The organism is Cocleimonas sp. KMM 6892 (assembly GCF_035798195.1).
Classification (GTDB): Bacteria; Pseudomonadota; Gammaproteobacteria; order Thiotrichales; family Thiotrichaceae; genus Cocleimonas; species Cocleimonas flava.
In genome coordinates, this window is sequence record NZ_JAPFBV010000004.1 from 78106 (window position 1) to 103031 (window position 24926).

17 protein-coding genes and 1 tRNA gene are annotated in these 24926 nt (G+C 40.3%); 6 read left to right on the plus strand and 12 right to left on the minus strand.

Translation table 11 applies throughout. The features are described from left to right. Nucleotides 1-21: 21 nt before the first annotated feature. Together OO007_RS12020 and OO007_RS12025 are read left to right on the plus strand one after the other, a co-directional pair. Complete coding sequence (locus OO007_RS12020) at nucleotides 22-414, plus strand: TerB family tellurite resistance protein (protein ID WP_325808985.1); 393 nt, start codon at nucleotides 22-24, stop codon at nucleotides 412-414. A 169-nt stretch (nucleotides 415-583) separates the two neighbouring features. Further along, complete coding sequence (locus OO007_RS12025) at nucleotides 584-1966, plus strand: ankyrin repeat domain-containing protein (RefSeq protein WP_325808986.1); 1383 nt, start codon at nucleotides 584-586, stop codon at nucleotides 1964-1966. 103 nt (nucleotides 1967-2069) lie between these two features. Here OO007_RS12025 and OO007_RS12030 read toward each other — a convergent pair whose 3' ends face one another. Continuing rightward, the gene (locus OO007_RS12030) at nucleotides 2070-2831 is read right to left on the minus strand and encodes an HAD family hydrolase (RefSeq protein ID WP_325808987.1); all 762 of its coding nucleotides are present in this window, start codon (nucleotides 2829-2831) and stop codon (nucleotides 2070-2072) included. Nucleotides 2832-3061: 230 nt separating this feature from the next. Between OO007_RS12030 and OO007_RS12035 the strand changes: the two genes are divergently transcribed. Continuing rightward, a complete protein-coding gene (locus OO007_RS12035; RefSeq protein WP_325808988.1) occupies nucleotides 3062-5461 on the plus strand; it encodes a fatty acid cis/trans isomerase in 2400 nt (799 codons plus the stop codon). A gap of 7 nt (nucleotides 5462-5468) precedes the next feature. Here OO007_RS12035 and OO007_RS12040 read toward each other — a convergent pair whose 3' ends face one another. The 10 genes from OO007_RS12040 to OO007_RS12085 all read right to left on the minus strand — a co-directional run bounded on the left by OO007_RS12040 (nucleotide 5469) and on the right by OO007_RS12085 (nucleotide 17379). Beyond that, nucleotides 5469-7328, minus strand: a complete 1860-nt coding sequence (locus OO007_RS12040) for a cation:proton antiporter (protein WP_325808989.1) — start codon at nucleotides 7326-7328, stop codon at nucleotides 5469-5471. Nucleotides 7329-7506: 178 nt separating this feature from the next. Beyond that, a complete protein-coding gene (locus OO007_RS12045; RefSeq protein ID WP_325808990.1) occupies nucleotides 7507-8907 on the minus strand; it encodes a mechanosensitive ion channel domain-containing protein in 1401 nt (466 codons plus the stop codon). A 170-nt stretch (nucleotides 8908-9077) separates the two neighbouring features. Then, nucleotides 9078-9779 carry a hypothetical protein gene (locus tag OO007_RS12050; protein ID WP_325808991.1) on the minus strand — a complete coding sequence of 234 codons (702 nt, stop codon included), beginning with the start codon at nucleotides 9777-9779 and terminating at the stop codon, nucleotides 9078-9080. Nucleotides 9780-10071: 292 nt separating this feature from the next. Further along, nucleotides 10072-10551 (minus strand): hypothetical protein, encoded by a 480-nt coding sequence (locus OO007_RS12055; protein ID WP_325808992.1) that lies wholly within the window; start codon nucleotides 10549-10551, stop codon nucleotides 10072-10074. A gap of 127 nt (nucleotides 10552-10678) precedes the next feature. After that, nucleotides 10679-11581: a hypothetical protein gene (locus OO007_RS12060; RefSeq protein WP_131905963.1), complete on the minus strand. Its 903-nt coding sequence runs from the start codon at nucleotides 11579-11581 to the stop codon at nucleotides 10679-10681. A 319-nt stretch (nucleotides 11582-11900) separates the two neighbouring features. Further along, entirely contained in the window at nucleotides 11901-12914 is a 1014-nt protein-coding gene (locus OO007_RS12065) for a hypothetical protein (protein ID WP_325808993.1), read from the minus strand. A gap of 222 nt (nucleotides 12915-13136) precedes the next feature. After that, on the minus strand, nucleotides 13137-13613 hold the full coding sequence (locus OO007_RS12070; protein ID WP_325808994.1) for an FKBP-type peptidyl-prolyl cis-trans isomerase: 477 nt from the start codon (nucleotides 13611-13613) through the stop codon (nucleotides 13137-13139). A 309-nt stretch (nucleotides 13614-13922) separates the two neighbouring features. Continuing rightward, the gene (locus tag OO007_RS12075) at nucleotides 13923-14909 is read right to left on the minus strand and encodes a cadherin-like domain-containing protein (protein WP_325808995.1); all 987 of its coding nucleotides are present in this window, start codon (nucleotides 14907-14909) and stop codon (nucleotides 13923-13925) included. A 206-nt stretch (nucleotides 14910-15115) separates the two neighbouring features. Continuing rightward, nucleotides 15116-15463 (minus strand): ferredoxin FdxA, encoded by a 348-nt coding sequence (fdxA, locus tag OO007_RS12080; protein WP_325808996.1) that lies wholly within the window; start codon nucleotides 15461-15463, stop codon nucleotides 15116-15118. A 134-nt stretch (nucleotides 15464-15597) separates the two neighbouring features. Then, entirely contained in the window at nucleotides 15598-17379 is a 1782-nt protein-coding gene (locus OO007_RS12085) for an SLC13 family permease (RefSeq protein WP_325808997.1), read from the minus strand. A 460-nt stretch (nucleotides 17380-17839) separates the two neighbouring features. Between OO007_RS12085 and OO007_RS12090 the strand changes: the two genes are divergently transcribed. Continuing rightward, nucleotides 17840-21235, plus strand: coding sequence for a vWA domain-containing protein (locus OO007_RS12090; RefSeq protein WP_325808998.1), 3396 nt, complete (start codon nucleotides 17840-17842; stop codon nucleotides 21233-21235). 238 nt (nucleotides 21236-21473) lie between these two features. Then, nucleotides 21474-21549 (plus strand) — tRNA-Thr (locus tag OO007_RS12095). A 277-nt stretch (nucleotides 21550-21826) separates the two neighbouring features. Here the strand turns inward: OO007_RS12095 and OO007_RS12100 are convergent. Beyond that, complete coding sequence (locus OO007_RS12100; protein ID WP_325808999.1) at nucleotides 21827-23035, minus strand: Fic family protein; 1209 nt, start codon at nucleotides 23033-23035, stop codon at nucleotides 21827-21829. Nucleotides 23036-24227: 1192 nt separating this feature from the next. Here OO007_RS12100 and OO007_RS12105 point away from each other — a divergent pair. Continuing rightward, nucleotides 24228-24650 (plus strand): PGPGW domain-containing protein, encoded by a 423-nt coding sequence (locus OO007_RS12105; RefSeq protein WP_325809000.1) that lies wholly within the window; start codon nucleotides 24228-24230, stop codon nucleotides 24648-24650. Nucleotides 24651-24926: the final 276 nt, after the last annotated feature.

Here is a 24926-nt window from a genome sequence, read left to right on the forward strand (position 1 = left end):
AAATAATAAGAGGACTTAAGAATGCCTTCAAAACTAAGAGAGTGGTTCGACGAATTAGGTCATTTAAATCATTTAGACAAGAAAGATATTACCTTGCAGAGAGCCTTTGCAGTGGTGATTTATCATGTTATCAACGCTGACAAAGTAGAGACTGAAAAAGAGAAAAAACGCTTCAGTAGCTTCTTTAAAAATGATTTTTCTCTGGACGATCTAGAAATCGATCAATTGCATCGGGAAGCTTCACAATTCGATAAAGATTTCGACACGTATCTGGATGTCTTAAAAGAGAAAATTGGCGCTTATCCAGAAGTTGAATTGAAATTGATGCAAACCTTAAATTCCATCATGGTGACTGAGGGTTTCAATGAAAAGGAATTTTTTGAGTTTGAAAAGATTCGAGATGCTTTGTTTTAAATATTGTTTTAAATATTGTTTTAAAATATTTAAATTAACTTTAACTGAATTTAATTGCCTTTAAGCCCCTTTTTAGCGCGTTTATTCAGTTCTATTCATTATCAGTTAAGTCACGAAGAGTTAATATCAGGCAATCCAATCCAATGACAAAAATAAGGATTCCGTTGCGATGAAATACTGGTTTGACAAAAGTGCTACAAAAAATAATATCGTTATTCTCACGAGTAAAGCACTTGTAGTAGCATCTGCGGATGAAGCCTCTCAAGATAACGTTGAAACTCAATTAAAAGCCAATAGTCATCCCAAAACGATATTTGGCCCAAAAGGTTTTAAAGTTATTTCATTTGTCGCGATTAAGGATCTAAAAAGTATCAGTGTCGATGGCAACCTGGAAATAAGTTATCAAACGCCGAAAAAGCTGATCACAGAAAATATTAGCTTTGATAGTGCCAAATCAAAATTAGAGTGCATGGGTTACATTAAAAAGCTCACGCTTAAAAACGACGCGTCCAGTGAAAGCAATAAATCGTCTGAGGTCAAAAGCACCCCGGAAGCAAGCCCAGAAAGAGATAAAGATGGAATACCAACATCTACCGCATTCACAGTAAAAACCAATAAAGAAGTCAAAAAGAAGCCTAGATTCAATATCAACTTTCAACCGCTTATATTGCCATTAATTAGTCTGGCTATGGCAATTGGAGCCGCCTTCCTCCTCTACCCCAAGTTAAACGTCATTGCATATGCGCTCGGTGGTATTTGGGCATTGGCTAGCTTGTTTTTCTTATATCTTGGCTTCAAAAAACCATCAGAAGATGATGAAACTTATGTTGAACCGGCAAAAGATGACGAAGCAAATCAATCAGCACTGGCAAAACTATCAGAGAAGATATTCAGTGTATTAAAACCAGCCTATGTTTTAGGACTAGCCGCTATCGCCGTTGGCGCACTTTATTTTGTTATACCTGATGAACTACGCGGACCTTCATCACTTTATCAAGCCGTTCAAACGCGATTAACCAGCGGTGCAGATGGGTCATCTATTCAGAGTTATTTAGACAAAGGCGCTGATATCAATTACATGGCTGAGGATGGCTCGACACCACTTATTACGGCATTAAATTTCAGTGAAGAGAATTTAGCAATCGAGCTAATTAACAGAGGTGCTGCCTTAAGCACCCAATTCGTGGGTCAAACACCCTTGGATTTAGCGATTGAAGCTTCTTTAGATAAAGCCGTAAAAAGCATGCTTAATAAAGAAATGGTCACCAGCAATCCACAAGATTTATTGATACGTGGCATTTCAAGCGGATTAAACTACGAAAACCTTAAGATCATTGCTGATTCGGGCATGGACATGAATCATATGGATGAAGAAGGTTTAACCGCATTGGGAATCGCACTTCTATTCGGGGCAGAACCAAAGGTTGTAAAATTACTCCTGGACCGTGGCGCATCGATTGATATTAAAGTCGGCGACATTACCCCTTTAGAATTTGCAAAATTACGCGGATATACCGAAATCACTGCGATGCTGGAACAACATAGCTCTTAATCTAGTTCTTAAGCTAGTTAATAACCCAGATATTCATTACCTTAAAAAAGTGCCCCAAAGGTGGGGGGTGCCATTTTATTTAAGTTAATTATTACTTGTTAAACTAAACCTTAGCAGCAGTTAAAAACGACTCTAAATCAATCACCTCTATACCATTTTGTCGCGCTATTTGCTGTTGACTGGAAGTATTGTAACCCCAATCCACCAATTGCAGTTTGACTGACGATAAGGCGGGATTTTCTTGAACACCTAATAAGGTTGGCAAGCGGTCCTCGACAAAGATAACCTCTCTTTCGGGATATTCTTCAATCAGGTTTTCTAGCACCGCTTGTTTCGATAGTTTTCTATCTAAGCCAAACAATCGATCATCAGCCAATTCGATATGATTGCCTTGCAGGGTTTTCTTTACGAAGCGCTCTTGTTTGGTGGTGATGATTAACCAGTCTTCCTTATTCAAGTTTCTTAATTTATCTGCAACGCCATCAAACAAAGGATTCTTTGATAACCACTGCGTTTCGTCCTGTTCAATCAAATTATCGCGGATTCTGCCAAACAGCATTTGTAACGCATCTTTATTGAAGTCATTTTCTGTCAGTAGATTTTGCATTTGCGTATGATAATTACTGCATTCCACATCCAAATCGATATTTTGATGGAGTAAACGCATAATCAAAGGCGCTTCGTATCCAACTTCCAGACATGGGCGCATTTTCACAAACGCTTCAATACGGGCTTCGGTAATGGCTTCATCTTGCATATCAGGCCATAGCGCTTGAGCTGCCATCCATGAAGTACCAGCTGTTTCAATTGCGCTGTGGCAAATGACCCCGTCAAAATCGAGGGCGTAAAGTGTATTTGAATTCATACTAATAATTATAGAGTGGTCGATAGATAATGACACCCCCCTACTTTGGGGCACTTTTTTTATTTTAGAAACAGAAGTATTGTTTACATTGTAAGAATTCGCTGGTGAACTGAATAACCACGAGATTTAACAACGAATTGATCAAACAGCTAATTGATTAAACAAATGAGAGTCTTTTTTGTTAATCTGGTCAGTAACCTACTCATTAGAAACCCTATGAAAGTGACTCAATGATAAAAAACACAACCACAAAAATGTTTATTCATTCCTTTTTGCTGTTTGGACTCATTTTATTACTATCATCTTGTAAAACTGACACAGAAACACAGACTATTCCCAGAGTGGTCGCTGAGAAACAAACTTACGATTTTCAGCAACACGTTAAACCCATCATCGAACACAAATGTATCTCTTGTCATGCATGCTATGACGCTCCCTGTCAGTTAAAAATGCAATCTGCAGAAGGAGTTGATCGTGGCGCTAGCAAAATTAAAGTCTATGATGGCGGACGCTTAGAAAATGAATCACCTACCCGTTTATTTGTTGATGCTCAAACCACTGAAGAATGGCGCAACAAAGGGTTTATCTCTGTTTTAGAAAAAAGCGTATCTGCAGACAAGACACAAAATAATTCGCTATTGCGCAATATGATTGAGCTTGGGCAGAAGAATCCACTACCTGCGAATAAGCAAATACCAGATTCGATCGAACTAGGCTTAAAACGCAATAATTTTTGCCCAACGACAGGTGAGTTTTCAGAATACGCCGATGATAATCCGCATGGGGGAATGCCTCTGGCAGTGACAGGACTCTCTCAAAAAGAAGCGAATATCCTGACTACGTGGCTTGATGAAGGCGCCAAAGTTACGCCTTTATCCATAAAAATTTCTGAATCTGAAAAAGCATTGATCCAGCAATGGGAGACATGGCTTAACAGTGACGACATACGTACTAAATTAGTGGCGCGTTATATATACGAGCATTTATACCTTGGACATTTATATCTGCAAACAGATGACACAGAGACTGATACGACCAATCAAACCACGCAGTTTTATACCTTAGAACGCTCTTACACACCCAGTGGTGAAGCCGTTATACCGGTAAAAACAGTGAGGCCGTTTGATGATCCCGAAAAGCCTTTTTACTATCGATTGATTCCGATTGCAGAAACCATCGTGCATAAAACGCACATTATCTACCCGTTTGATCAACAGCGTTTACAGCAGTATAAAGACTTGTTTCTTCAAGCTGAGTGGACGGTAAATAAGCTACCTGGTTACAGTTATCAGGAGAAGTCGAACCCCTTTATTACCTATCAAGCGATACCTGCCAAACTCAGGTATCAATTTTTATTGAATGATGCCGAATATTTTGTACGTAACTTCATTCGAGGTCCTGTTTGCCGTGGTCAGATCGCCACCAACGTCATTCGCGATCAATTCTGGGTGATGTTTGAAAACCCCAAATACGAGATTTATACCAATAATGACGAATACCAAAACTCAGTGAATGCATATCTGGGTTTACCGGGTGAAAAAACATCCCTTAGCGATTTAGGTACAGAATGGTTTAAATACAGTGATAAGCGCAATAAGTACCTGAATACCCGAGAAAAACAATACCGTAAAACTTACCCTCAAGGTGCGACGACACAACATATCTGGAATGGCGATAAAACCAATGAAAATGCATTCTTGAGTATTTTTCGACACCATGACAGTGCATCAGTAACGACCGGCTGGTTAGGTGAAATCCCGCTAACCACATGGATGATGGATTACCCTTTATTTGAGCGTACCTATTATGAATTGGTTGCCAGTTTCGATGTGTTTGGCAATGTTTCTCATCAGGCACAAACGCGTCTTTATTTTGATTTAATCCGCAATGGCGCAGAAGTGAATTTTTTGCGATTACTACCTCCTGAATCCCGCGAAAAAACCTACGAGAGTTGGTATCAGTCAGCTGCGAAAATTAAAACGGAAATTACGTATCATGAACTTGATGATAAATCCCCGACGGCTATTCGTTACAAAACTAAGGATACTTACTCTGAAGTTTTGCAGTCACTATTAGATCAATACCCTCAATTAACCAAAAAACAGGATACGATTAACCGCTGTGATACAGCGTGTAGAGACACGTTAAGTAAAAAATCAGCAACAGATAAAGTCAATTTAAGTCTGTCTCAAATTGCAGCGATACCCGCCAAAAAACTGGCTGCTATTGAATGGTTACCAGAGGTAAGCTTTGTTCGGGTAGAACTGCCTGACCAGCAAGTGCAAAGCTATTCACTATTAAGAAATAGACGCCACAGTAGCGTGTCATTTATGCTCGGTGAGAAATTACGTTATCAGGAAGAATTAGATACATTAACCATTTTACCCAAGCTCATTGGCAGCTATCCAAACCTGATGTTCAATCTCAAAATCACCGAGATTGATGCGTTCGTCGCACAACTCGAAAAAGTAGGCTCGGAAAAAACCTTCAATCAACTGATAGAAAAATGGGGAGTGCGACGCATGAGCCCTGATTTCTGGAATGTGTTACACGGATTTACCGAGAACATGCAAACAGAACAACCCTTAGAGTCGGGTATTTATGATATTAATCGCTATGGTCGATGGTAGCGAGTGTCTAAGATTTACTCCCTTTTTTACTCTTTTTAGACTCAACTTCTTCGCCCTTTTTATCGGGAACATAGCTAATCACAACACTGAAATCGTCTGCATCCAGATCTTTATCCCACGGGTATAATTGCACGTGCCCTGCTTCATCCAGAGCTGCTATTAGCATCGTTCCTTCTGGTTTGTCTTCTAACACATTATCGATACCGTACTTCTCTGTCAGCGGGGTACTTTCAAACTGCCAGCCATGCGCAAACGAATCTCTAAATTCTTCATAGGAGATTTGACCATCAAACAAACTGTCACCTCGAATGGATTGACTAGGCACTTTCCTCGAGTCTTTTTCCTTGCCGTCGCCTTCTCGTACAATATTTTTCCACCCCATTTCATAGACATTATGATGACCGAGTTCCGGCGCAAAGCGACTACAAATCAAGGTGTTATAGGCTTCATTGGGGGTTACAGCGACAAGTTTGGTAATATTGGATAATTCCAGAACCTCTTCGGTGGTTTCAGATAAGATTTCACCATAATGGGTCGGTATATTTTGCATTCTGGCGGCTTTCAAATGTTTCCAGCGGGTATCAATCACCATCACTGGCACATCGTTTTTCTGTAATTCAGCGGCCAAGCCGGTACTCCAGAGTGAAGCTCCAACAATCAATATTCCATCGGGGTGTGCTGAAGCCAGATTCAACTTTCGCGCAATCCAGCCAATGCTTAGGCCGTGCATGGTGACGGTTAAAATGATCAGAGCAAAAACCAGAGGCAACAAGAGTTCTGCACCTTCATACCCTTTTTGCGCCAGTTGCGAACCAAATAAACCGGCAACCGCGGCGGCAACAATGCCTCGTGGAGCAATCCACATAATCAATAATCTTTCTTGTTTACTGATATCTGTGCCGATGGTTGAAATATAAATAGCCAAGGGTCTAAACACAAATATCACCAGCGCCAGTAACACCCAGCTTTGCCAACCCAAACGCTGCAAAATTTCAGGCTGGATGTCGGCAGTTAGAACAATGAAAGTCGAAGACACAAGCAAGATGGTGACATATTCTTTGAAGCGTTTCAGTTCATGCAAGGTGCTCAAATTCTGATTCGCCAGCGTGATTCCAAGTATCGTGGTTGCCAAAAGCCCTGCTTCGCTTTGCACTCTATTAGCGATGGTATAAACCAGAACAACAGCGATTAAAATCAACGGTGACTTTAAGTATTCGGGCACACTTCCCTGTCGAAAAGCTCGTGCGATAAACAAACCAATGCCAACACCCAAAGCGACGGAAACGACAAGGCTAATTGCCAGACCACCCAGAATGCCTGTAGCTAAGGTATCACCTTCCGATTGCACGTAATAACCATAAATCAGTACCACCAGCAACGCACCAATAGGGTCGTTAACGATACCTTCCCAGCGTAAAAGTGCAGCTGGTTTTTTCCTGAGATTTGCCTGCTTTAACAACGGCATGATGACGGTAGGGCCAGTGACAATGATAATGGCACCAAACATTAACGCCACCGTCCATGACAAGCCGACCAGGTAATGTGCAGCCAAACTGCCAAACAGAAAGGTTAAAACGACATTCCACGTGACTAGACGATATATAACATGAGTGTTCGCCTTTAATTCATGCCAACGTAAATTCAAGCCACCTTCGAATAAAATAACGGCAACACTCAGTGAAATCAGCGGTTGCAGTAAATCACCAAAATCTTCACTGGGTTTCAGCCAGCCAGTCAAAGGCCCCATGATGAAGCCTGCAATTATCAACAAAATCAGCGCAGGAATTTTTAAGCGCCAACCTATCCATTGCAGGGCAATACCCACGATAAGTATAGAGGCGATAATTTCAGCGAGATGATGATGCATAGAGTTAAGTTATCTGATTATAGAGAAGCTGTGATAGTAGCCGCTTAGTGCTTCTATGATAAAAAACCCCTCAAAGTGGGGGGGTGTATTTTCAATGAGCTAAATGCTGACCTTACAAGAAGCAATAATTTTTTCTCTTGAAAACTTCAAAACATGTCCCGTCTATTAAAGAAATGCTTTATTCGTTAGGTGCTTGTTCACTCAACAGGTTTTGCTGATCGCCTTCAGCAAACTCCTCTTCTATTTGATCGATAGCGGTATCATCTGGCTTTAAATCTACCGTTTCATCACTAATACGTTTAGCTTTAGTTGCAGGTTTGATTGTTTGCTTTTTCTTGGTTGATGACGCGCTGGTATTGTCTGTCATCCGCACCTGATAAATTGGTTCTGGCATGATGATATCGGCATCATCGAAGGCCTGTTTTGATTTTTTAATCGCTTCACTGCGCACCTTGGAAAAACTGAAATGATCCTGATCAACCCAGCCATAAATGCGCAAAAGAACATTAAAATCACCTAATTCTTCGATTAACGCCATTGGTTTAGGATCATCAAGAACGCCTTCTATTTGAATCAGGGTATTAACCGCTAGTTGCTGTGCTTCAGTCAAATCCTGAGCCGCATCGACACCGATATCAAAAGTAAAACGCCTTTCTGAATTTCGGGTGAAGTTTACAATAACCGCTTTATACACTTCAGAATTTGGTATGCGTAAATGATTTCCATCAGCTGTAATCAAGATGGTCGCTCGAGAAGTTAAGCGCGCAACGCTCCCCTGATTACCATTGATATCCACAAAATCTTTAACCTGAAACGGATTTCTCAAGCTTAATAAAATACTGGCAATGTAGTTTTCAACAGTGTCACGAACGGCAAAACCAATGGCTAAACCAAAGATACCTGCGGCCCCCATAATAGTGCCCAGTAAAGCCGTCGCATCGAGTAAAGATAATGCCAACACCAACCCAATGACGATAAAAATCAGGTGAGTAATCTGACCTAAGAGATTGGCAATAAAGGCATTTTTGGTGAAATAGCTATATAACTTTTCCCGGCGAGATATCCACCGTCCAATAAACCACATTATGATGAAAACCGTAAACGCCAAGACTAATAATGGCAATGCGGTGATAATTTTATTACCTAATGCGGTACTTTTATTCCAGGTGGTTTCCAGACGTTTTTCAACGCTTTGGGTGACGGTAATCTCATTTTCAACTTCGACAACGCCTTCAACTTTTTTTGCAAGGCTATTGGCTTTTGCCTCAACCGTAGAAGAAGAAACTTCACCGCTAAGTGTTACTACACCTTTATTGACGTCTATGTTTAATTTATCGAGCGTATCCAGTTCTGCAAAAATTTCACTTAAACGGCTGCGGATTTTTCGATCACTGACACGGGTATCATCAGTAGTTATGACTTTAGTACTGGTTTCTTCCTCACTACTCGTTGCTTTTGCACCACCCAGTAAATCATTGATGGCATCCGCGTGTATTGAGCTTGCTGAGAATGTTAAACCTAGAAGTAGAACGATCGACAAAATACAGCGAGATAAGAAGGAATGTGTGGTTTCTGTCATATAAGAAGTTAGTTATAAAAGATGATCATTATCAAAGATCAGTTAATAATGTTTGTGATAAGCGTTAACTGTAATTGGTAAAGACCCCCTACTCGTGTCATACAGGTAGGGGATTTATTGTTGTAAAAAATAATAACCATTTTGTATTGATCTACTAGTTATTGCTTGGTTTACATGCCACCTTTTTCATAATCTTTAACTTTGCGATTAAAAACACTCCGTTTTATTACTTTATTCTTATTGTAATTTTTACGGGGAACATAACGGGCACGATGCACACTATGGTTTAGATAAGGCTTATCTCTTGATTTTACTTTTACTTTTACGCGTTCCTTATGATTCAAACGATAGTTTTTAGGAACACGTTTAGTACGCTTCCAAGACTTACGACCTGGGTAGTAGTAATACCCGGATTTTGCATTGTAATAAACCCTTGATCCCGGGTAATAGTAATAATCGTAAGTGCTTTTTACCTTAACCTTAGTACGATTCTTGTATTTGTTTTTATCACGGTAATAACGCTGGTCACGATTATATCTGCGTGGTACATATTTCTTGCGGTGTTCACTATGCCTAGCATAAGGACGGTCTTTCGACTTGATTCGAATCTTTACACGGTCTCGACGATCAAGGTGATAGCTGCGAGGAAGTGACCTGACTTTTCGCCAGCGGTTTTTATAAGGGTAAAAATAATAACCCGTTGAAATATTCAGATAGATTCTGGATTGTGGGTAATAGTAGTAATCGTAAGGCTGATAATAAGACGAGCCATAAGAAGGCGATCGGACCGTTGTGTCATCACACGCTGTTACTCCAAACAACAGAATAACTGCCAGTAATGTACCACTAAGAGATTTAAACCACTTATTCATACTTCCTCCAACTTCGAATTTGATAAACGAGACTGTAACATCGATTAAACTTGTTCTCTTCTACATGTTCTCTTCTACTTGTCTCTTCTACTTGTCTCTTCTAATAGCTTAGATGAAAATGTAATTGATTTGTAATTTACTTTTTATAAATAACTGTAACGCCTAACGATTCAAGTGAGGAATCGTTAATTTCTTCACAACATCTAACTAACCCCACTCTCTACAAAGTCGGATTAGTCTATGAAAAGATGACATATAAATGACAAATAAAAGTCGAATAAAATATCAAATTTTAACGCCTGCGGTAGTTTTTGTACCTGTTAAGATTGGCATTACGTTCAATTCTATCTCTTCTAGGATCAACCCGTACCCTTGAACGTGGAACATATTGTTTGCGATGAACATTATGGAATCTATACGGAGGTTGATTCGTTTTTAATCTAACCGTTACACGATTTACTGGGTTTAAACGAAAATGAGGGGGTAACGTCCTAACCTTAATCCAGTTAGTTCCATCTGGGTAATAGTAATAGCCCGTTGAAATACTGAAATAAACCCGAGAATAAGGGTAATAATAATAGTCGTATGGATAATAATAAGGAGCAGGCGCAGCGGCTGTCACAACGGTGCTACCGCTACCATTACTACAACCAGTTACAGCGCCAAACATCGTCGCAGCGATTAAACCACCACCCATGAGCTTAACCATCGTGGTCGTTATTTTCGTGTTTTTGGTATTAGATATGGGTTTATCAAGAAATTGTTTTTTCATCATTAAATCCTCTACTTGTCAGACCTACAATCGGGTACTGAATAATTAAAGGATAGCGCCACTAAAGGTTTTAAAAAATGACAAATGTCTATAATCAGTAGATTAGACTGTTGTGAAATTATTGCTTCTATTCAGTACTCTGCCACCAATTTGCAATGACCTGGCTGACTTTATGATTGATAAGATAGCCGTAGGAACGGTGACAATTTAAACCTGATTCATCATGAAAATAGTTATAAACACCTTCTGACTGGTCTTCAATGGCTTCTAATATTCCGTAATCGACCATTCTTTTATAGTCATTAGCCAGAAAGCGATCAAGCGCAATCAAGTCTCCGTCTGCAGCGATATTTATCCAATAGCGAATATTGCTAGGGTATTTATGCTCGCCAGACATGTGATTACCCATTAAACGGGATTGCACATAATTCATTCCCAATGGACTGCCCAGGGTTAAAAACAAATCAACCTTGCCCGGTAAATGTTCCAGATTAGACAATGCCCACAGTGTGTCATAACTAATGATGGTGCCCATGCTATGACCAATGAGTAATACCTTATGGCCCTTTTCTAATAATGGCCTAAGTTCTTCTTTGAGTTGTTCACGAATATGACTCGCTATTTTGTCTTCATTTTCAAAATAACGATTTGTGTCTAGCGCAGTCTCTTTTAATTTACCCCGCAACAAGCGTAGTAATACCGGCGAACTGTCCACCGTGTTGTACATAAACATATCAAGACGGTGTCGCCATGCATTTGCCTGTTCTATATCCAGATCACTGGGGCCGCCCTTCTCCAGCATTTTCTCAACCCAGGGTCTATGTGTTTCGATATCTTCGCGGCTTTGATAATAAGTGTAATTCCAGTTGATGAATTTGAAATATTCATCGTGTGCAGCTAGATCTTCAGCCACATCTGGTTCCACTCTTCTGACGCCTTCGACCAATGTTTGCCAAAGCAAATTCTGATGCAGGTCAGCAGGAGGTTTAGGATTCTTCCCCGGTACAAAAACAATATGTCGCTTACTCATTCATAACCAACTACATTTAAAATTATTATTAAATTGCCCATACCTATCTGTCATTTATTTTCTGGCTTAAATCGATAGGTCATTAAAATAGATCATTAAAAATAGATCATCAAAAACGGTGATTAAAAACAGTATAGAACCAGATTAATAAAAAAGGCAGAAAATCAACCGATCTCAGGATTAAATGGCCCAGAAATACTTATAAACTGTTTGAGTTTTAAAAACGACCTGAGCGTTTAAGCAGATTCTAATTTGTTTAACTTGAAAAAATTAAATACGTTAAATACGTAATAAAGGTCGAACACTAAACCACAAAACCTTATTTACAAATATCCAGATCTTTCTCAGGTAAGGTTTTTGCCATATCTTCAGTTTTCTTAGCCAATGCATAAATATCATTCACATCCGCTTGCGCCGGTTTGTTATCAAAAGACGTTAACTGTTCTACGATTTCGTTGGTGTTATCTCGATACGCCTGAGATATCTGGCGCTGCTTCTCACACTGATCAATAGCAAATTTAGGGATGAGGCTTAAGGCGCCATCTATCTGGCTAATCCCGAGCTGATGCTTACTAGGATTAGTAATCATGCCATCTTTAGACAAAGCTTCCTGTAAATTTTTACCACTCTCATTGAGCATTACTGATCCTGCAAGAATGTATTCTTTGCGCGAAGGTTCTAATACTGAAATAGCATTTGAGATAGATGCCGAAATGATACGTGAAGCCTGTGTGATCTCATTTTTTTGTTGGCGAATACTATTGTCATTACTGTTGCGGGTGTAAATCTCAATCGTTTCTGGTTTGGCTAGTTGCTCCAGTGACTCTTTGAAGGGTTTGATATTATTATTTCTAAAAACCAATTCGAGAGAATCATAAATAGCTAACACATCTTCGTTGATACTCGCAGCCGCGTGATTACTCCATAAATTTACATCGCTATCACTCGCCTGACTACTCAAAAACGTCGATGTATTGCGATAACTAATCGTAGCCGCATTAATTTTACCCAGCGCAATCAGTGCTTCGATTTTGTTAATGGCAGGATGATCTTCTGATACAAAACCAAAATCCTGACCATGCCAGGTTTTTATTTCATTTGGATCATTGTGCTTTTCTGCGTCTTTTTCTGAGTTGTTACTGGTGCTGTTACTGCTATGATCTGTCGTCGAATTAACAGATGTGGATAGTAAAGATTGAGGCTTGGCGGTGTGACTGTCAGAGTCTGCGCTACTATCATCATTGTTGCAGGCACTTATCAAAAGTGCAGACAGGAATATGCCCAAAATATGGCCATTCTTTATTCCTTTAATTTTTTTATTATTAATTAACATCTGCTGAAGTTTTACCAAAATCCCTGTGATTTTTTATATTTGTCGTACAATATAATCTTAGTGATTGATTTCAGTGGATTTGTTCACAGAATGTTGTTTTTTTTCGACTAAACCTCAAATTAATTAAATAATTCAATAATTAAGCAAGGGAGCGATATGAAATACCACCCCCCTACTTACAGCAGTTTTTTCTATAGGCATCTGAATTTGATAATAAATTATCTATTCAACGCCAAGTAATTCAACGTCGAAAATCAAGGTAGCATTAGGCGGAATAACGCGCCCAGCACCACGTGCGCCATAACCCATTTCTGGTGGAATAATAAGGGTGCGTTTTCCGCCAACTTTCATTCCTTCAACACCTTGATCCCAGCCTTTGATAACGCGACCGCCGCCTAAAGGAAACTGAAATGGTTGACCACGATCTACAGAGCTATCGAATTTTGTGCCATGATTATCAGAAGCGTCAGGCTCGTATAACCAACCAGTATAATGAACAGAAACTGTTTGCCCAGCGGTCGCGACTGATCCATCACCCACGACAACATCTATTTTTTGAAAGCTGGCAGCGCTATTAGCTGTAGATGCTTTTTGCGTAACAACTTGTTTGATTTCATCCGTTTTAGTGCCACCACAGCCGATAAGTAGCACACTAATAGCTAGAGCTGAGATAAGCCCTTTTTGTGAATTAAGCTTCATTTGATCTCCTTTTATATCAAAATATCCATTAAATTAATTCCCGAGATTATGCCCATAATTACTTATTTTTACAGTATTTATATACTTAATCTATTTTTACAATCCGACAGCGCGAATATACCCTGAATTTGTGGGCTGAAAATAACCGAGCGGGAAATATAGAAAAACTGCTTAGAAAAGAGGTTTTGAAATGAGTTAGAAAAGGATTAGAAAAGGATTAGAAAAGAGGTGTATCAAAAATAAAATACACCTCTTTGTTTTAAGTAAACCTCAATGAGTGTTTGTATTGCAGTGTTCGTATTACATCTTTTACTTGAGGCTTAACTTTCTGAAACGCCTGATTAACAGTAATCCCAATAATGAAATCAAACCCATAGTATTCAGGCTTCCTCCGCCAGAACTACTCGACTCCGAATCCGTTGTATCTGAATCCGCTTTGACAGAAATTGTAAAAACAGCCTCATCATTACAACCATTGCTATCCGTAACGGTGTAGTTGAAAGAATCCGTTCCTACAAAATCTATTGCGGGCGTATAAGTAAAGGTGCCGTCGCCGTTATTGGTAATCGTCTGACCATTAGCCGATGTCGTATCAGCTGTTGATACGGTTAATGTATCGCCATCAGTATCGGTGTCATTCGCCAATACACTGGCAGTTGTTAGAATAGTATTTACCAATGTGTCATCGGCATCATCAACGGCAACACACGTTTCAGCGGGGCTTAACTTAGGTGAATTAGCGATTAGATAGGGCTCTGGGTCAACATAGCCCAGGTAATCAGTACATGCGGTCGAAGGGGTATAACCTTCCAGACTTGGCGATGAATTACTAATACCAAAATGTAAGTGCGGAAGCGCACTGCCACCCGATGTATAGGCGCCAACTTCTGCTATTTTTTGTCCTCCGGTTACCGTATCCCCCGCGTTAACGGTGAAGTTTTTGATATGACCATATAAGGCGTAAAAGAAAGTATCATCAGATTTGGTATATTTAACAACGACGACACCACCTGGCGTACCATCATCGCCCCCATAAAAAGGGATTGATGTTGAAGTGCTTTCTACCACACCTAAACCGACGGCATAGACGGGACTTCCTTCTGCCAGATTATAATCGTTTGCTAGATGGCATCTGTTCCCGAAATTTACATTTGCATCGCCGAAACCGATATAACTCGATTCTGCGTGAGTTTTATCACTGGGATAATAAAATCCAGAACTGGTGCGTAGCGTTGCTGCTGCGTATGCAACAACTGGTATCAACAATAGAGCTAAACTGATGTGCTTTTTTTTCATCTTATCCTCACGTTAATATATAAAGGTAAGAACGCCTCAAGATTGAGATTTAGTTGCTGATTAAAGTGTATCTTTTCTTAATAGCGCCCAGTTTTTATAGATTTAGAATTATTATATTGTTCGGGCATTATATATTAACCACAAGCTTCTTGCAGGCTAGGTTTTTTCGAAGCGAGTTTTTTCACATAACGATCAATGACTTCCCCTTAATCTTCTTCCATATCCTCTAAAAATTCAGCCAAATACTGAATTTTATCGGGTACGCCTTCCCATTCTTCGGCGTCTTCAGGTGCAGGAATCATGCCTTCGATTACCGGCCATTCGGTGGATAGATCTGCGTTTATTTTTATAAATTTTAATTGATCATCGGGTAAGTCGACTTCATCAAAAATAGCATCGATCGGGCATTCGGGCACACACAAGGCACAGTCGATGCATTCCTCTGGATCTATCACCAACATTTCGGGACCTTCGTGAAAACACTCAACCGGGCAAACGTCGACACAGTCTGTGTATTTGCACTTGATGCAATCTTCTGTCACTACAAACGTCATTATTCGATTCCTTCTAGATGTTTAATGTTCTTACTTAAATGGTTTATACACCCCCCTACTTTGAGGCGTTTTTTTCAATGACAAAAGCCATGATTACCCAATAACGTATTAAGAATAACCGATACAGCTTAAGTCTATAGCGGCCAGGCCAATAAAATCAATGGAATAGTAATGACAATAATCAGAATTTCAAGCGGCAAGCCCATGCGCCAGTAATCACCAAATTGATAGCCACCCGGCCCCATCACCAGCGTATTCGATTGATGCCCGACAGGAGTCAAAAACGCACAAGACGCCCCGACGGCGACTGCCATCAAAAACCCATCGATATTTACTCCCATGGTTTGTGCTGCAGCAACCGAAATTGGCGCCATAACCAAGGCGGTGGCGGCATTATTCACCACACTGGAAAGTAACATGGTGATGATTAAAATCAGCGTCAAAACAATGATTGGAGAATCCGTACCCACAAGATCCAGCATGGTTTCTGCGATTAGCTTGGTGGTATGGGTAGAATCCAGAGCATTGCCGACGGGAATCATCGCCGCCAATAACACCAGCACCGCCCAATCTATTTGCTCATAGACTTCACGCACGCGAACAATACCGGTTAACACGTAAACCATCACGGCAAGTATAAAAGCGATCGGTAAGGAAACCAGATTGGTCATCGCCAAAATGATTGCACCAACAAAAGTCGTCATTGCCAATACCACCTTTCGACTTCTATCCAGCTCTATCGCACGTGGCGCTAATGGCAATAAACCGATCTGGGTGAATTGTTCATCGATGGTTTCTTCGTGCCCTTGTATCAGCAACACATCTCCTGACTTGAATACCAGTTGACGGAGTCGACTCACCACGCTTTCGCCGTCTCGTGCCAAACCAACCAGCGCGATAGAACGTCCCGATAAACGTCTGAAGTAACGGATATCTCGCCCTACCAGAGGAGACCCGTGCGTAATCACCCCTTCCATAAGAATGGTTGTATGCTCGTCTGGCTCGTCGTAGATATGCGTCGCGCTATTGAGTAACTCAAAATCGTGGTTATCCAGCAGCGGCTTGATTTCTATTGGATCTGCACGGATGATAAAAATATCATCTTCGGCAATTTTATAAGTCAAGTTTACATTGCGTGCATAGGTTGATGGTGTCGCCACGCCGAGGATTTCAGTTCTATCCTGCCCTTTGAACATGGGTAAATCTTTCAGTCTGGAGCCAATGTACTTGCTGTCTTTTTTTACCTGAATTTCGGTGAGATAAGAATTGATTTCAAATAGATTTATCGACGCGTTTTTAGTCATTCGACCAGAAGGAATTAAACGCCAACCAATAAATACAATAAACAACACACCTGCTATAGCGACCGGAACACCGACAGGTGAAAAATCGAACATGGCGTATTCTTCGCCTGTTACTTTTGCCCGATAAGCCGCGATAATAATATTCGGTGGCGTACCAATCAGTGTGGTCAATCCACCCAGAATACTGCCAAATGCAAGCGGCATGAGTAAACGCGCAGGTGGAATATCATATTCCTTCGCTGCCACCATCGTAATCGGTAGCATTAACGCCAATGCACCGACATTATTCATAAATGCAGAAAGTACCGTAACAACCGCGGTTATTGTGGCGAGTAAGGAAAAAGGAGTAAATTTGATGAGCTTCATCTTCTCCGTAATTAAGCTCACTACTCCCGCATTCTGTAAACCTTGTGACAAAATCAGCACCGCCGCTACCGTAACCACAGCCGAATGGCCAAAGCCGGTAAATGCCTCCTCTTCAGGAATCACACCAAACAGAACTGCCACGATCAAACAGAACATGGCCACTAAATCATAACGCCAACGCCCCCAGGCAAAAAGAAGCAGTGCGACTACTAAAATGCCGCTTATTATCATTTGATCAAATGTCATAAAACTCCGTATCTTTTTTTTAGATGTATAGATTACCCATACTAATGAGTTTAGTCATATTAATAAAAGAAGATGAAATTAATATTAATAATCAAACAGAGATTTTGCGAGCGGACTTAATACAGCACTATATACAGGACAATAAATAGCGCTAACCGTAATGAATTTTTTATATTGGCACCCCCCTACTTTGGGGGCTTTTTTTTACAGAATGACTGGCTAGATCAATAAAAACATCAATAAAGACATTAGTAAAAACATCAGCAAATGTAACCCCGTTTTATTGTTATTTCTCTATGATTTTTTTTCGTGATTTATTTCACAGAATCAGCAGAAAAAACATTCTATTCTGTTTAACTGGGTTGATTCCATTATCTGAGCGTTAACCCGAATGAAAATATTCAAATATTTTCTAGTGTGAGAAAGCCCCATAAACACAATATTTTGAGTGGAGACCATCATGACCGCAAACTCGTTTGCTAATTCTGCGACACCCCAATCGCCAATCTGTAAATTATTCTTCATCGTCTTTTTCAGTTTATTTAGTCTTGCGACGAGTGTTTCTGCAAATGCAGAAGATAAAGCAATCATCGTTTTTGATGCATCGGGCAGTATGTGGGGGCAATTAGATGGTAAAACCAAAATAGAGATAGCCAAGAAAACACTGTCAGATGTGGTAACAAACTGGGATGACGAAAAACAGCTGGGCTTACTCGCCTACGGACACCGCAGAAAAGGCGACTGTTCAGACATAGAAACGCTGGTTCCCGTCGGCAAAAACAATAAAACGGCGATGATTTCCAAGGTGAACAAGATTAATCCCAAGGGAAAAACACCAATCAGCGCCTCCATTAAAATGGCCGCTAATGAATTAAAGTTCACCGAAGATGATGCTACCGTCATTCTCATCAGTGATGGCAAAGAAACCTGTAATGCCGACCCGTGTGAAACAGCGGCTGAATTAGAAAAGCTCGGGGTTAATTTCACCGCGCACGTTATTGGTTTTGGTGTCGACAAACAAACCAGCGAACAACTTCAATGCATCGCAGAAAATACCGGCGGCCTGTACTTCCCAGCGGATAGCGCAGAGCAACTCAGCGTTGCCTTAAAGCAAATTGTAGTCAAAGCCAAAGTCATATCAATACGTGCGATAGATGAGAAAACCGGTGAGGTCTTCCCTAAAATAATCGACTGGAAACTCATCAATCAAGACACCGAAGAAGTCATCAGTCTAGAAGGCTCAGGCGCTGGTGTAGAAATACTATTAGCTGGCGATGAAACGGATAACAATAGTAAAAATATCGTCACGACAGAAAAATCCATCACTGCCGGAAAATGGTTAGTCAGTGGAACAAGCGGAAATTATTCGGGCGAAGCGACCGTCAACATCGAAGATAACGATCAAAAGATCAGCATAAACTTCAATAAAAAATTACCCAAAGTTGTGATTAATGCGGCAAACGAAGCAATCACAGGCACAGAATTAGATGTTAGCTGGGAAGCACCCAAAGGCTTAAAAGGCTTAATCAACCTGCAACTCAGCGAGGACGAACCGAAATACCACGCCAGCCCGTTAAAACACACAAAAGGCATTAGTGAAACCACACTACGGTTACCCTCTGTCGCTGGTGAATACGTACTGCGCTTCTATGACAACCAGGACAGAATGATATTGGCAGAACACCCAATTACTTTAAAAGAAGCAGAGATAGTGATCAACGCGCCAGAAGAAGTGGGCACAGGAACCGAGCTCGAGCTTTCGTGGATAGCACCCAGAGAAGCCAAAGCAAAAATCAATCTGGAAGCGGCGGACGATAAACCTAAATTCCACCGCAATCCGCACCTTTATGTCAAAAATAAGAAAAAAGAAGGAGTCATGCGCATGCCTGCAACCGCTGGCGAATATGTACTGCGTTGGTATAACCAAAGTGATCGAAAACTAGTCACCGAAAAACCGATCGCACTTGTCGAATCCACCATTACCTTGAATGCTCCGGATCAGGCAGGAACAGGCAGCGAGTTGGAACTATCCTGGGAAGCGCCTAAAACAACAGAGGCCAAAATCAATCTGGAGTTGGAAGGCGATAAGCCAAGATTCCACAGCAATCCGCATCTTTCTGTAGATGACAGGAAAAAACAAAGAATCATGCGAATGCCAGCAACCGCCGGAAATTACATACTGCGCTGGTATAACCGTAGCGATCAGAAAGTCGTTCTGGAAAAACCGATTACATTAGTAGAGTCAGTGATTACCATCAATGCGCCTGATCAGGCTGAAACCGGCACAGAAATCGATCTATCATGGGAAGCTCCGAAATCAACGCAGGCTGTTATCAATCTACAACTAGCGGATGAAAAACCCAAATACCACAGTCGTCCTTATCTGAATACCAAAGGTAAAACATCCGCCACCATGCGCATGCCGGCAATTGAAGGTGACTATGTACTGCGCTGGTATAATATAAGTGATCAAAAGATTGTCGCTGAGCACCCGATTAAATTAACAGCAGCAGCAATCACCATCACCGCACCTGACGAAGCCGGGGTTGGAACCGAAATCGATCTATCGTGGGAAGCGCCAAAATCATCCAGAGCCGTTATCAATTTACGATTGGCAGATGAAAAACCCAGCTATAACAGTCGCCCCTACCTTTATACAAAAGGTAAAACATCAGCCAGTATGCGTATGCCTTCAGAACCCGGAGAGTATGTACTACGTTGGTATAACGAGAGTGACCAACAGATTGTCACTGAACGTCCCATTAAACTAACGCCAGTAGCAATCACCATCACAGCACCTGATGAAGCACAAGCGGGAACCGAAATCGATCTATCGTGGGAAGCGCCTAAAACATCCAAAGCAGTGATCAATTTACAATTGGCGGATGAAAAACCGAACTATAACAGTCGCCCTTATCTTTATACCAAAGGGAAAACATCCGCCACCATGCGCATGCCATCACAAGCCGGAGAGTACGTACTGCGCTGGTATAATGAGAGTGATCAACAGATTCTCACTGAACGTCCACTCAAAGTAACACCAGTTCAAATCACCATCACAGCACCTGATGAAGCACAAGCAGGAACCGAAATCGATCTATCGTGGGAAGCACCTAAATCATCCAAAGCAGTTATCAATTTACAACTGGCAGATGAAAAGCCCAGCTACAACAGTCGTCCCTATCTTTATACCAAAGGGAAAACATCAGCCAGTATGCGTATGCCTTCAGAAGCCGGAGAGTACGTACTGCGCTGGTATAATGAAAGTGATCAACAGATTCTCACTGAACGCCCACTAAAAGTAACACCGGTTGAAATCACCCTAAGCGCTGATGACGAAGCTATCGCAGGCACAGAAATCGAAGTAGCGTGGAATGCGCCAAAAGGTCTGGATGCTTTCATCAATGTTCAATTGGCGGATGAGAAGCCAAACTACAACGCAAAAAATTACATCTACACCAAAAAGAACAGCTCAGATTATTTACGACTCCCTTCAGTCGCAGGAGATTATGTATTGCGCTGGTATAACAAAAATCATAGAACCCCAATCGCAGAACGCCCGATAAAACTCATCGCGCCAGACATCACCATAAACGTACCCGATGAGATAAAGGCAGACACAGAAATAGAAATATCCTGGGAAGCACCAAAAGGATTAAATAATCCATTTATCAATATCCAGCCAGAAGGTGAAAAGCCAAACTACAATACAAAAAAATATATCTATACCAAAAACAAGCAATCAGACTACATGAAAATGCCCGCAAAGCCTGGTGTATATGTGCTGCGCTGGTATAACCACAGCGTAACCAAACCCATCATAGAAAAGAAAATTACAGTTAATTCGAATGAATAAAAGGAAATGACGAACGGTTCAGTTTCAATTCAGCGACACCCTGTAGAATTGACCACGACTTCAGATAAACAGCCACAGACGTAATAATAATAATATGGCCGGGCTAACAATAATAATAAAGTTATGTGGGGTCAAAATACCACCCGGTTGAGGGTTTCCTCAATCGGGTATTTTTTTACAAATAAAAACAGTTTTCTTCTTGCGTAATTTCTAAAGCTTTAATAGAATGCACCGCGTCGCCGCAATAGCTCAGTTGGTAGAGCAACTGACTTGTAATCAGTAGGTCCCGAGTTCGACTCTTGGTTGCGGCACCATTTATATCAAAGGCTTGTAGCGTTATTCGTTACAGGCTTTTTTTATGTCTGTTATTTATAGCAATCTATCACTCAAGAAGCTTTACCAAACAGTGAGTTAGAAGCGATTAGCGTAATTTTATACGCTCGCTTTGTAAACTCGTCATAACCTAATACAAAGTTATTCCAAGCTTATAATGGGGTTTGACAGCCCATCCTGTGGGTTTTCATCAAAATACTCCAACATTATCCTGGCTGACTATTTTACCTACAACATGTCAGCTTTGATTTAATCCAGTTATAGCTCTGGCGTTAATTGAGGAAAATAAAATGCCTCTGCATGTTCAGGTATCTCCCAGCGTAATGGTGACTTGCTACTTGTTTCGCTTAACAAACCATCCTTTTTTAACTGGCTTAATAAACGTCTCGCGCTGCGTTCTGGCATTGCACATAATTCCACTGCCTGAGCCCGTTCAAGTTCACCCTGAATAAATGCAGTATGTAGCACTAAAGCAGCATTTGTTTTTAAACTCTCTGTCATGTTAAGTACGCGAAAGTCATTTCGGGCTTGAATATATGCATCAATACGCTTACGCAAAAGACTAAGATCAAGTAAGTGACTAATATATGAAACCTGATCAATCGCTGTGGCCAGCATGTAATCACAAAAACCAAGCAAGCCTTTTTCAGTCAAGACACCACGACCATCAAGATCACCCTGACGAGGTGCATCAGCAGTTGCCAGCAAGGCTTTATAATTAACTGAACTCTTAGCCAAACCTCTGCTCAAACACCATGCACCATAACTATCTAAACCTACCGCTTTTAATACAGCATCGGTTAACAATCTCCCTACACGCCCATTACCATCTATGAAAGGATGAATCCAAGTAAAGCGGTGATGCGCAGCCATTACAGCAATCAACTTACGATCACCCTGGTATTTTTTGGAGTGGTAGATATCACAAAAACCCTCCATTAAATCATTAACATCATCATGGTCTGGGGCAATATGTCGACCTACATCTACTTTGCATGTTCGCCATTCACCAGGTACTACCTTATCAACAACATCCCCCTTCTCATTTTTAATCAACCATAAGCTTTCGGGTATTTGTTGATAAAAGCGCATGTGTAATTCTTTGATAAACGCCGTACTGTAAATTGTATCTAGATCAGGGCTTTTCTCACGTAACCATTGTTGTACCGAAATATGGGCTAATGACTCCTTCTGTAAATCACGTTTTATCGGATCATCACTATATTCTTCTCGTTGTGCTGCCCTAATTTCATGAGGCCGAGTAGCATTACCCTCAATCAAGTTAGAATAATACGAGTTAATCACTGACATATATTGCGATAACGTAGCAAGAGTAATTGGGGATATTTGCCCCATCAATCCCGCAGACAGTTTATTTAACTCTACAGCCTGATCAGGCAGTGATGATTTACCTAGTGCGTTATCACTAGGTATATAGGGCGTCAACGCTGAAATAGATGTACTCATAGTTTATATTTCACTCATTTAAATCAACTCTGGCTTTTTATTACTATGCACTATAAAAATGGCCGGATTATTGGCCACTATAAATATAACATAAGCAACTGTTTTATAAAATAATACAAATATATTATTAAGAATAATAAGATAGTTTTGGCCGTTTCATTGGCCAGATAGAATACAGTGTAAGCGCTACTGATTAGAACTATTAGCGTAATTCTATAAGTTTGCTTTCATCTCGTTTTAATCTTATCAAAAGCCACCCCCCTACTTTGAAGCCGTTTTTTTATAAAGACTCATTTAAACAAATGAGTACATCTCTTTGGGGATTCTTTTCTATCAAAATAATTTTCAGAGAATAAATCGAAGCCCGATATAAAAAACTGTCTCTCACTGCGCATTAAAAAAACAACTCACACAAAAATACATCATGAGTATTCAGAAACTTTTCTTCAATCGTAAAATAAAAAACTTGATTATTTTTTTACGTCAACTTGTCCACAATATCTGTGGATAAGTCTGTGTATATCACTGTGCATTATGTCGTCAAGCCTTGCTACACACAGGTGCTTTACTAATTGCTTAATTTTTGACCACTTACTATTAAACTATAATATTCAATAACTTACAGAGACTTATTAAGCAAGAAAAGGAAAAATAGAGCGGATGTTACATTTTTATGACATTTTAATGCTTGCTTTTTTGCTTGTGTATAAATCGGAAAAAATACAAATTTAGACAGCGATTTCGCTAAGTCATTGTTAAGTTTAGATTAAGGGAGTTTGGTGCAGAGAAAATTGAAATAGTTATCAATGATTTATCGAAATAGAAATCATTTTAATCAGAGATGTTTACACAGCACAGATTATAATTATCGATGAGAAAAAATATCTGCTGAACGTGGAATTTGAATTTATCTAGAGTGCGAGCGTTTTTACACATATTTTAATAACTCTATTTATAAGCATCTTTATAAACTGAGTTATAAACTGAGTTATAAACTAAGTTGTAAATAGACAGACGCTGAACTCTTTGATTTATTATCGATCAGATAATGGGTATCTTATTTTTCAGGTTGTTAATGGTGCTGGCCTTTTTATATCTAACTCTTTATACGTTGATGATTTTTTATACGTTGGTAACAACGTTAATTGTTAATGACTCCTTACAAAAACAACCATAAAATAGATTCCACCTAATGCAGAACTTAATCGATAAACTCCCCTTTAACCCTGAATGGTTGATAGCACTTGCTGTTGCCTCTCTGGTGTTGTTCTTACTATCCCTGATTTTTATTCCGTGGTTAATCACACGCTTACCCAGCGATTACTTTACCGATGAAACACGTCATATTTCGAAGACCCGAGACACACACCCATTAATTTATTATTCGATACGACTAGCGAAAAACATACTCGGAGGGTTCTTAATCATTGCAGGCATATTTATGCTGATGCTTCCAGGACAAGGAATTTTAACTATTTTAGTCGGCGTCGTATTCGCTGACTTCCCGGGGAAATTTAGATTATTACGCAAAATCGCACAGCAGCCCCCCGTTTTCAAAACGATGAACTGGATACGTCAAAAGACGAATAAAGAACCACTGCAAGAACCAGTGTAGAAAAAAGTGGGAATGGCTTTGATGTAATGGCACCCCCCGACTTTAAGTGACTTTTCATTTTGTAGTTTAAAATGACTAAAGGAACTTATGCTTTGCGGAATGATATTTATACGGCTGCACCTCCTCTTTGGGTAAGCATTAAACAAGAATGCTTTTGTCTCGCTGAAGCACGGCACGTTTTAATTTCTTTAAAACGTAAATAGAGCCGAGCTTGCGAGACAAAAGCTTTAGCTGACCCTTTAGGGTGAGGCGCAGCCGAATAATTTATGCTTTACA

Excerpts from the sequence above, each read along its gene's own strand:
- OO007_RS12020 (WP_325808985.1), top strand. The coding sequence starts at position 22 with ATGCCTTCAAAACTAAGAGAGTGGTTCGACGAATTAGGTCATTTAAAT.
- OO007_RS12025 (WP_325808986.1), top strand. The coding sequence starts at position 584 with ATGAAATACTGGTTTGACAAAAGTGCTACAAAAAATAATATCGTTATT.
- OO007_RS12030 (WP_325808987.1), bottom strand. The coding sequence starts at position 2,831 with ATGAATTCAAATACACTTTACGCCCTCGATTTTGACGGGGTCATTTGC.
- OO007_RS12035 (WP_325808988.1), top strand. The coding sequence starts at position 3,062 with ATGATAAAAAACACAACCACAAAAATGTTTATTCATTCCTTTTTGCTG.
- OO007_RS12040 (WP_325808989.1), bottom strand. The coding sequence starts at position 7,328 with ATGCATCATCATCTCGCTGAAATTATCGCCTCTATACTTATCGTGGGT.
- OO007_RS12045 (WP_325808990.1), bottom strand. The coding sequence starts at position 8,907 with ATGACAGAAACCACACATTCCTTCTTATCTCGCTGTATTTTGTCGATC.
- OO007_RS12050 (WP_325808991.1), bottom strand. The coding sequence starts at position 9,779 with ATGAATAAGTGGTTTAAATCTCTTAGTGGTACATTACTGGCAGTTATT.
- OO007_RS12055 (WP_325808992.1), bottom strand. The coding sequence starts at position 10,551 with ATGAAAAAACAATTTCTTGATAAACCCATATCTAATACCAAAAACACG.
- OO007_RS12060 (WP_131905963.1), bottom strand. The coding sequence starts at position 11,581 with ATGAGTAAGCGACATATTGTTTTTGTACCGGGGAAGAATCCTAAACCT.
- OO007_RS12065 (WP_325808993.1), bottom strand. The coding sequence starts at position 12,914 with ATGTTAATTAATAATAAAAAAATTAAAGGAATAAAGAATGGCCATATT.
- OO007_RS12070 (WP_325808994.1), bottom strand. The coding sequence starts at position 13,613 with ATGAAGCTTAATTCACAAAAAGGGCTTATCTCAGCTCTAGCTATTAGT.
- OO007_RS12075 (WP_325808995.1), bottom strand. The coding sequence starts at position 14,909 with ATGAAAAAAAAGCACATCAGTTTAGCTCTATTGTTGATACCAGTTGTT.
- fdxA (WP_325808996.1), bottom strand. The coding sequence starts at position 15,463 with ATGACGTTTGTAGTGACAGAAGATTGCATCAAGTGCAAATACACAGAC.
- OO007_RS12085 (WP_325808997.1), bottom strand. The coding sequence starts at position 17,379 with ATGACATTTGATCAAATGATAATAAGCGGCATTTTAGTAGTCGCACTG.
- OO007_RS12090 (WP_325808998.1), top strand. The coding sequence starts at position 17,840 with ATGACCGCAAACTCGTTTGCTAATTCTGCGACACCCCAATCGCCAATC.
- OO007_RS12100 (WP_325808999.1), bottom strand. The coding sequence starts at position 23,035 with ATGAGTACATCTATTTCAGCGTTGACGCCCTATATACCTAGTGATAAC.
- OO007_RS12105 (WP_325809000.1), top strand. The coding sequence starts at position 24,228 with ATGCAGAACTTAATCGATAAACTCCCCTTTAACCCTGAATGGTTGATA.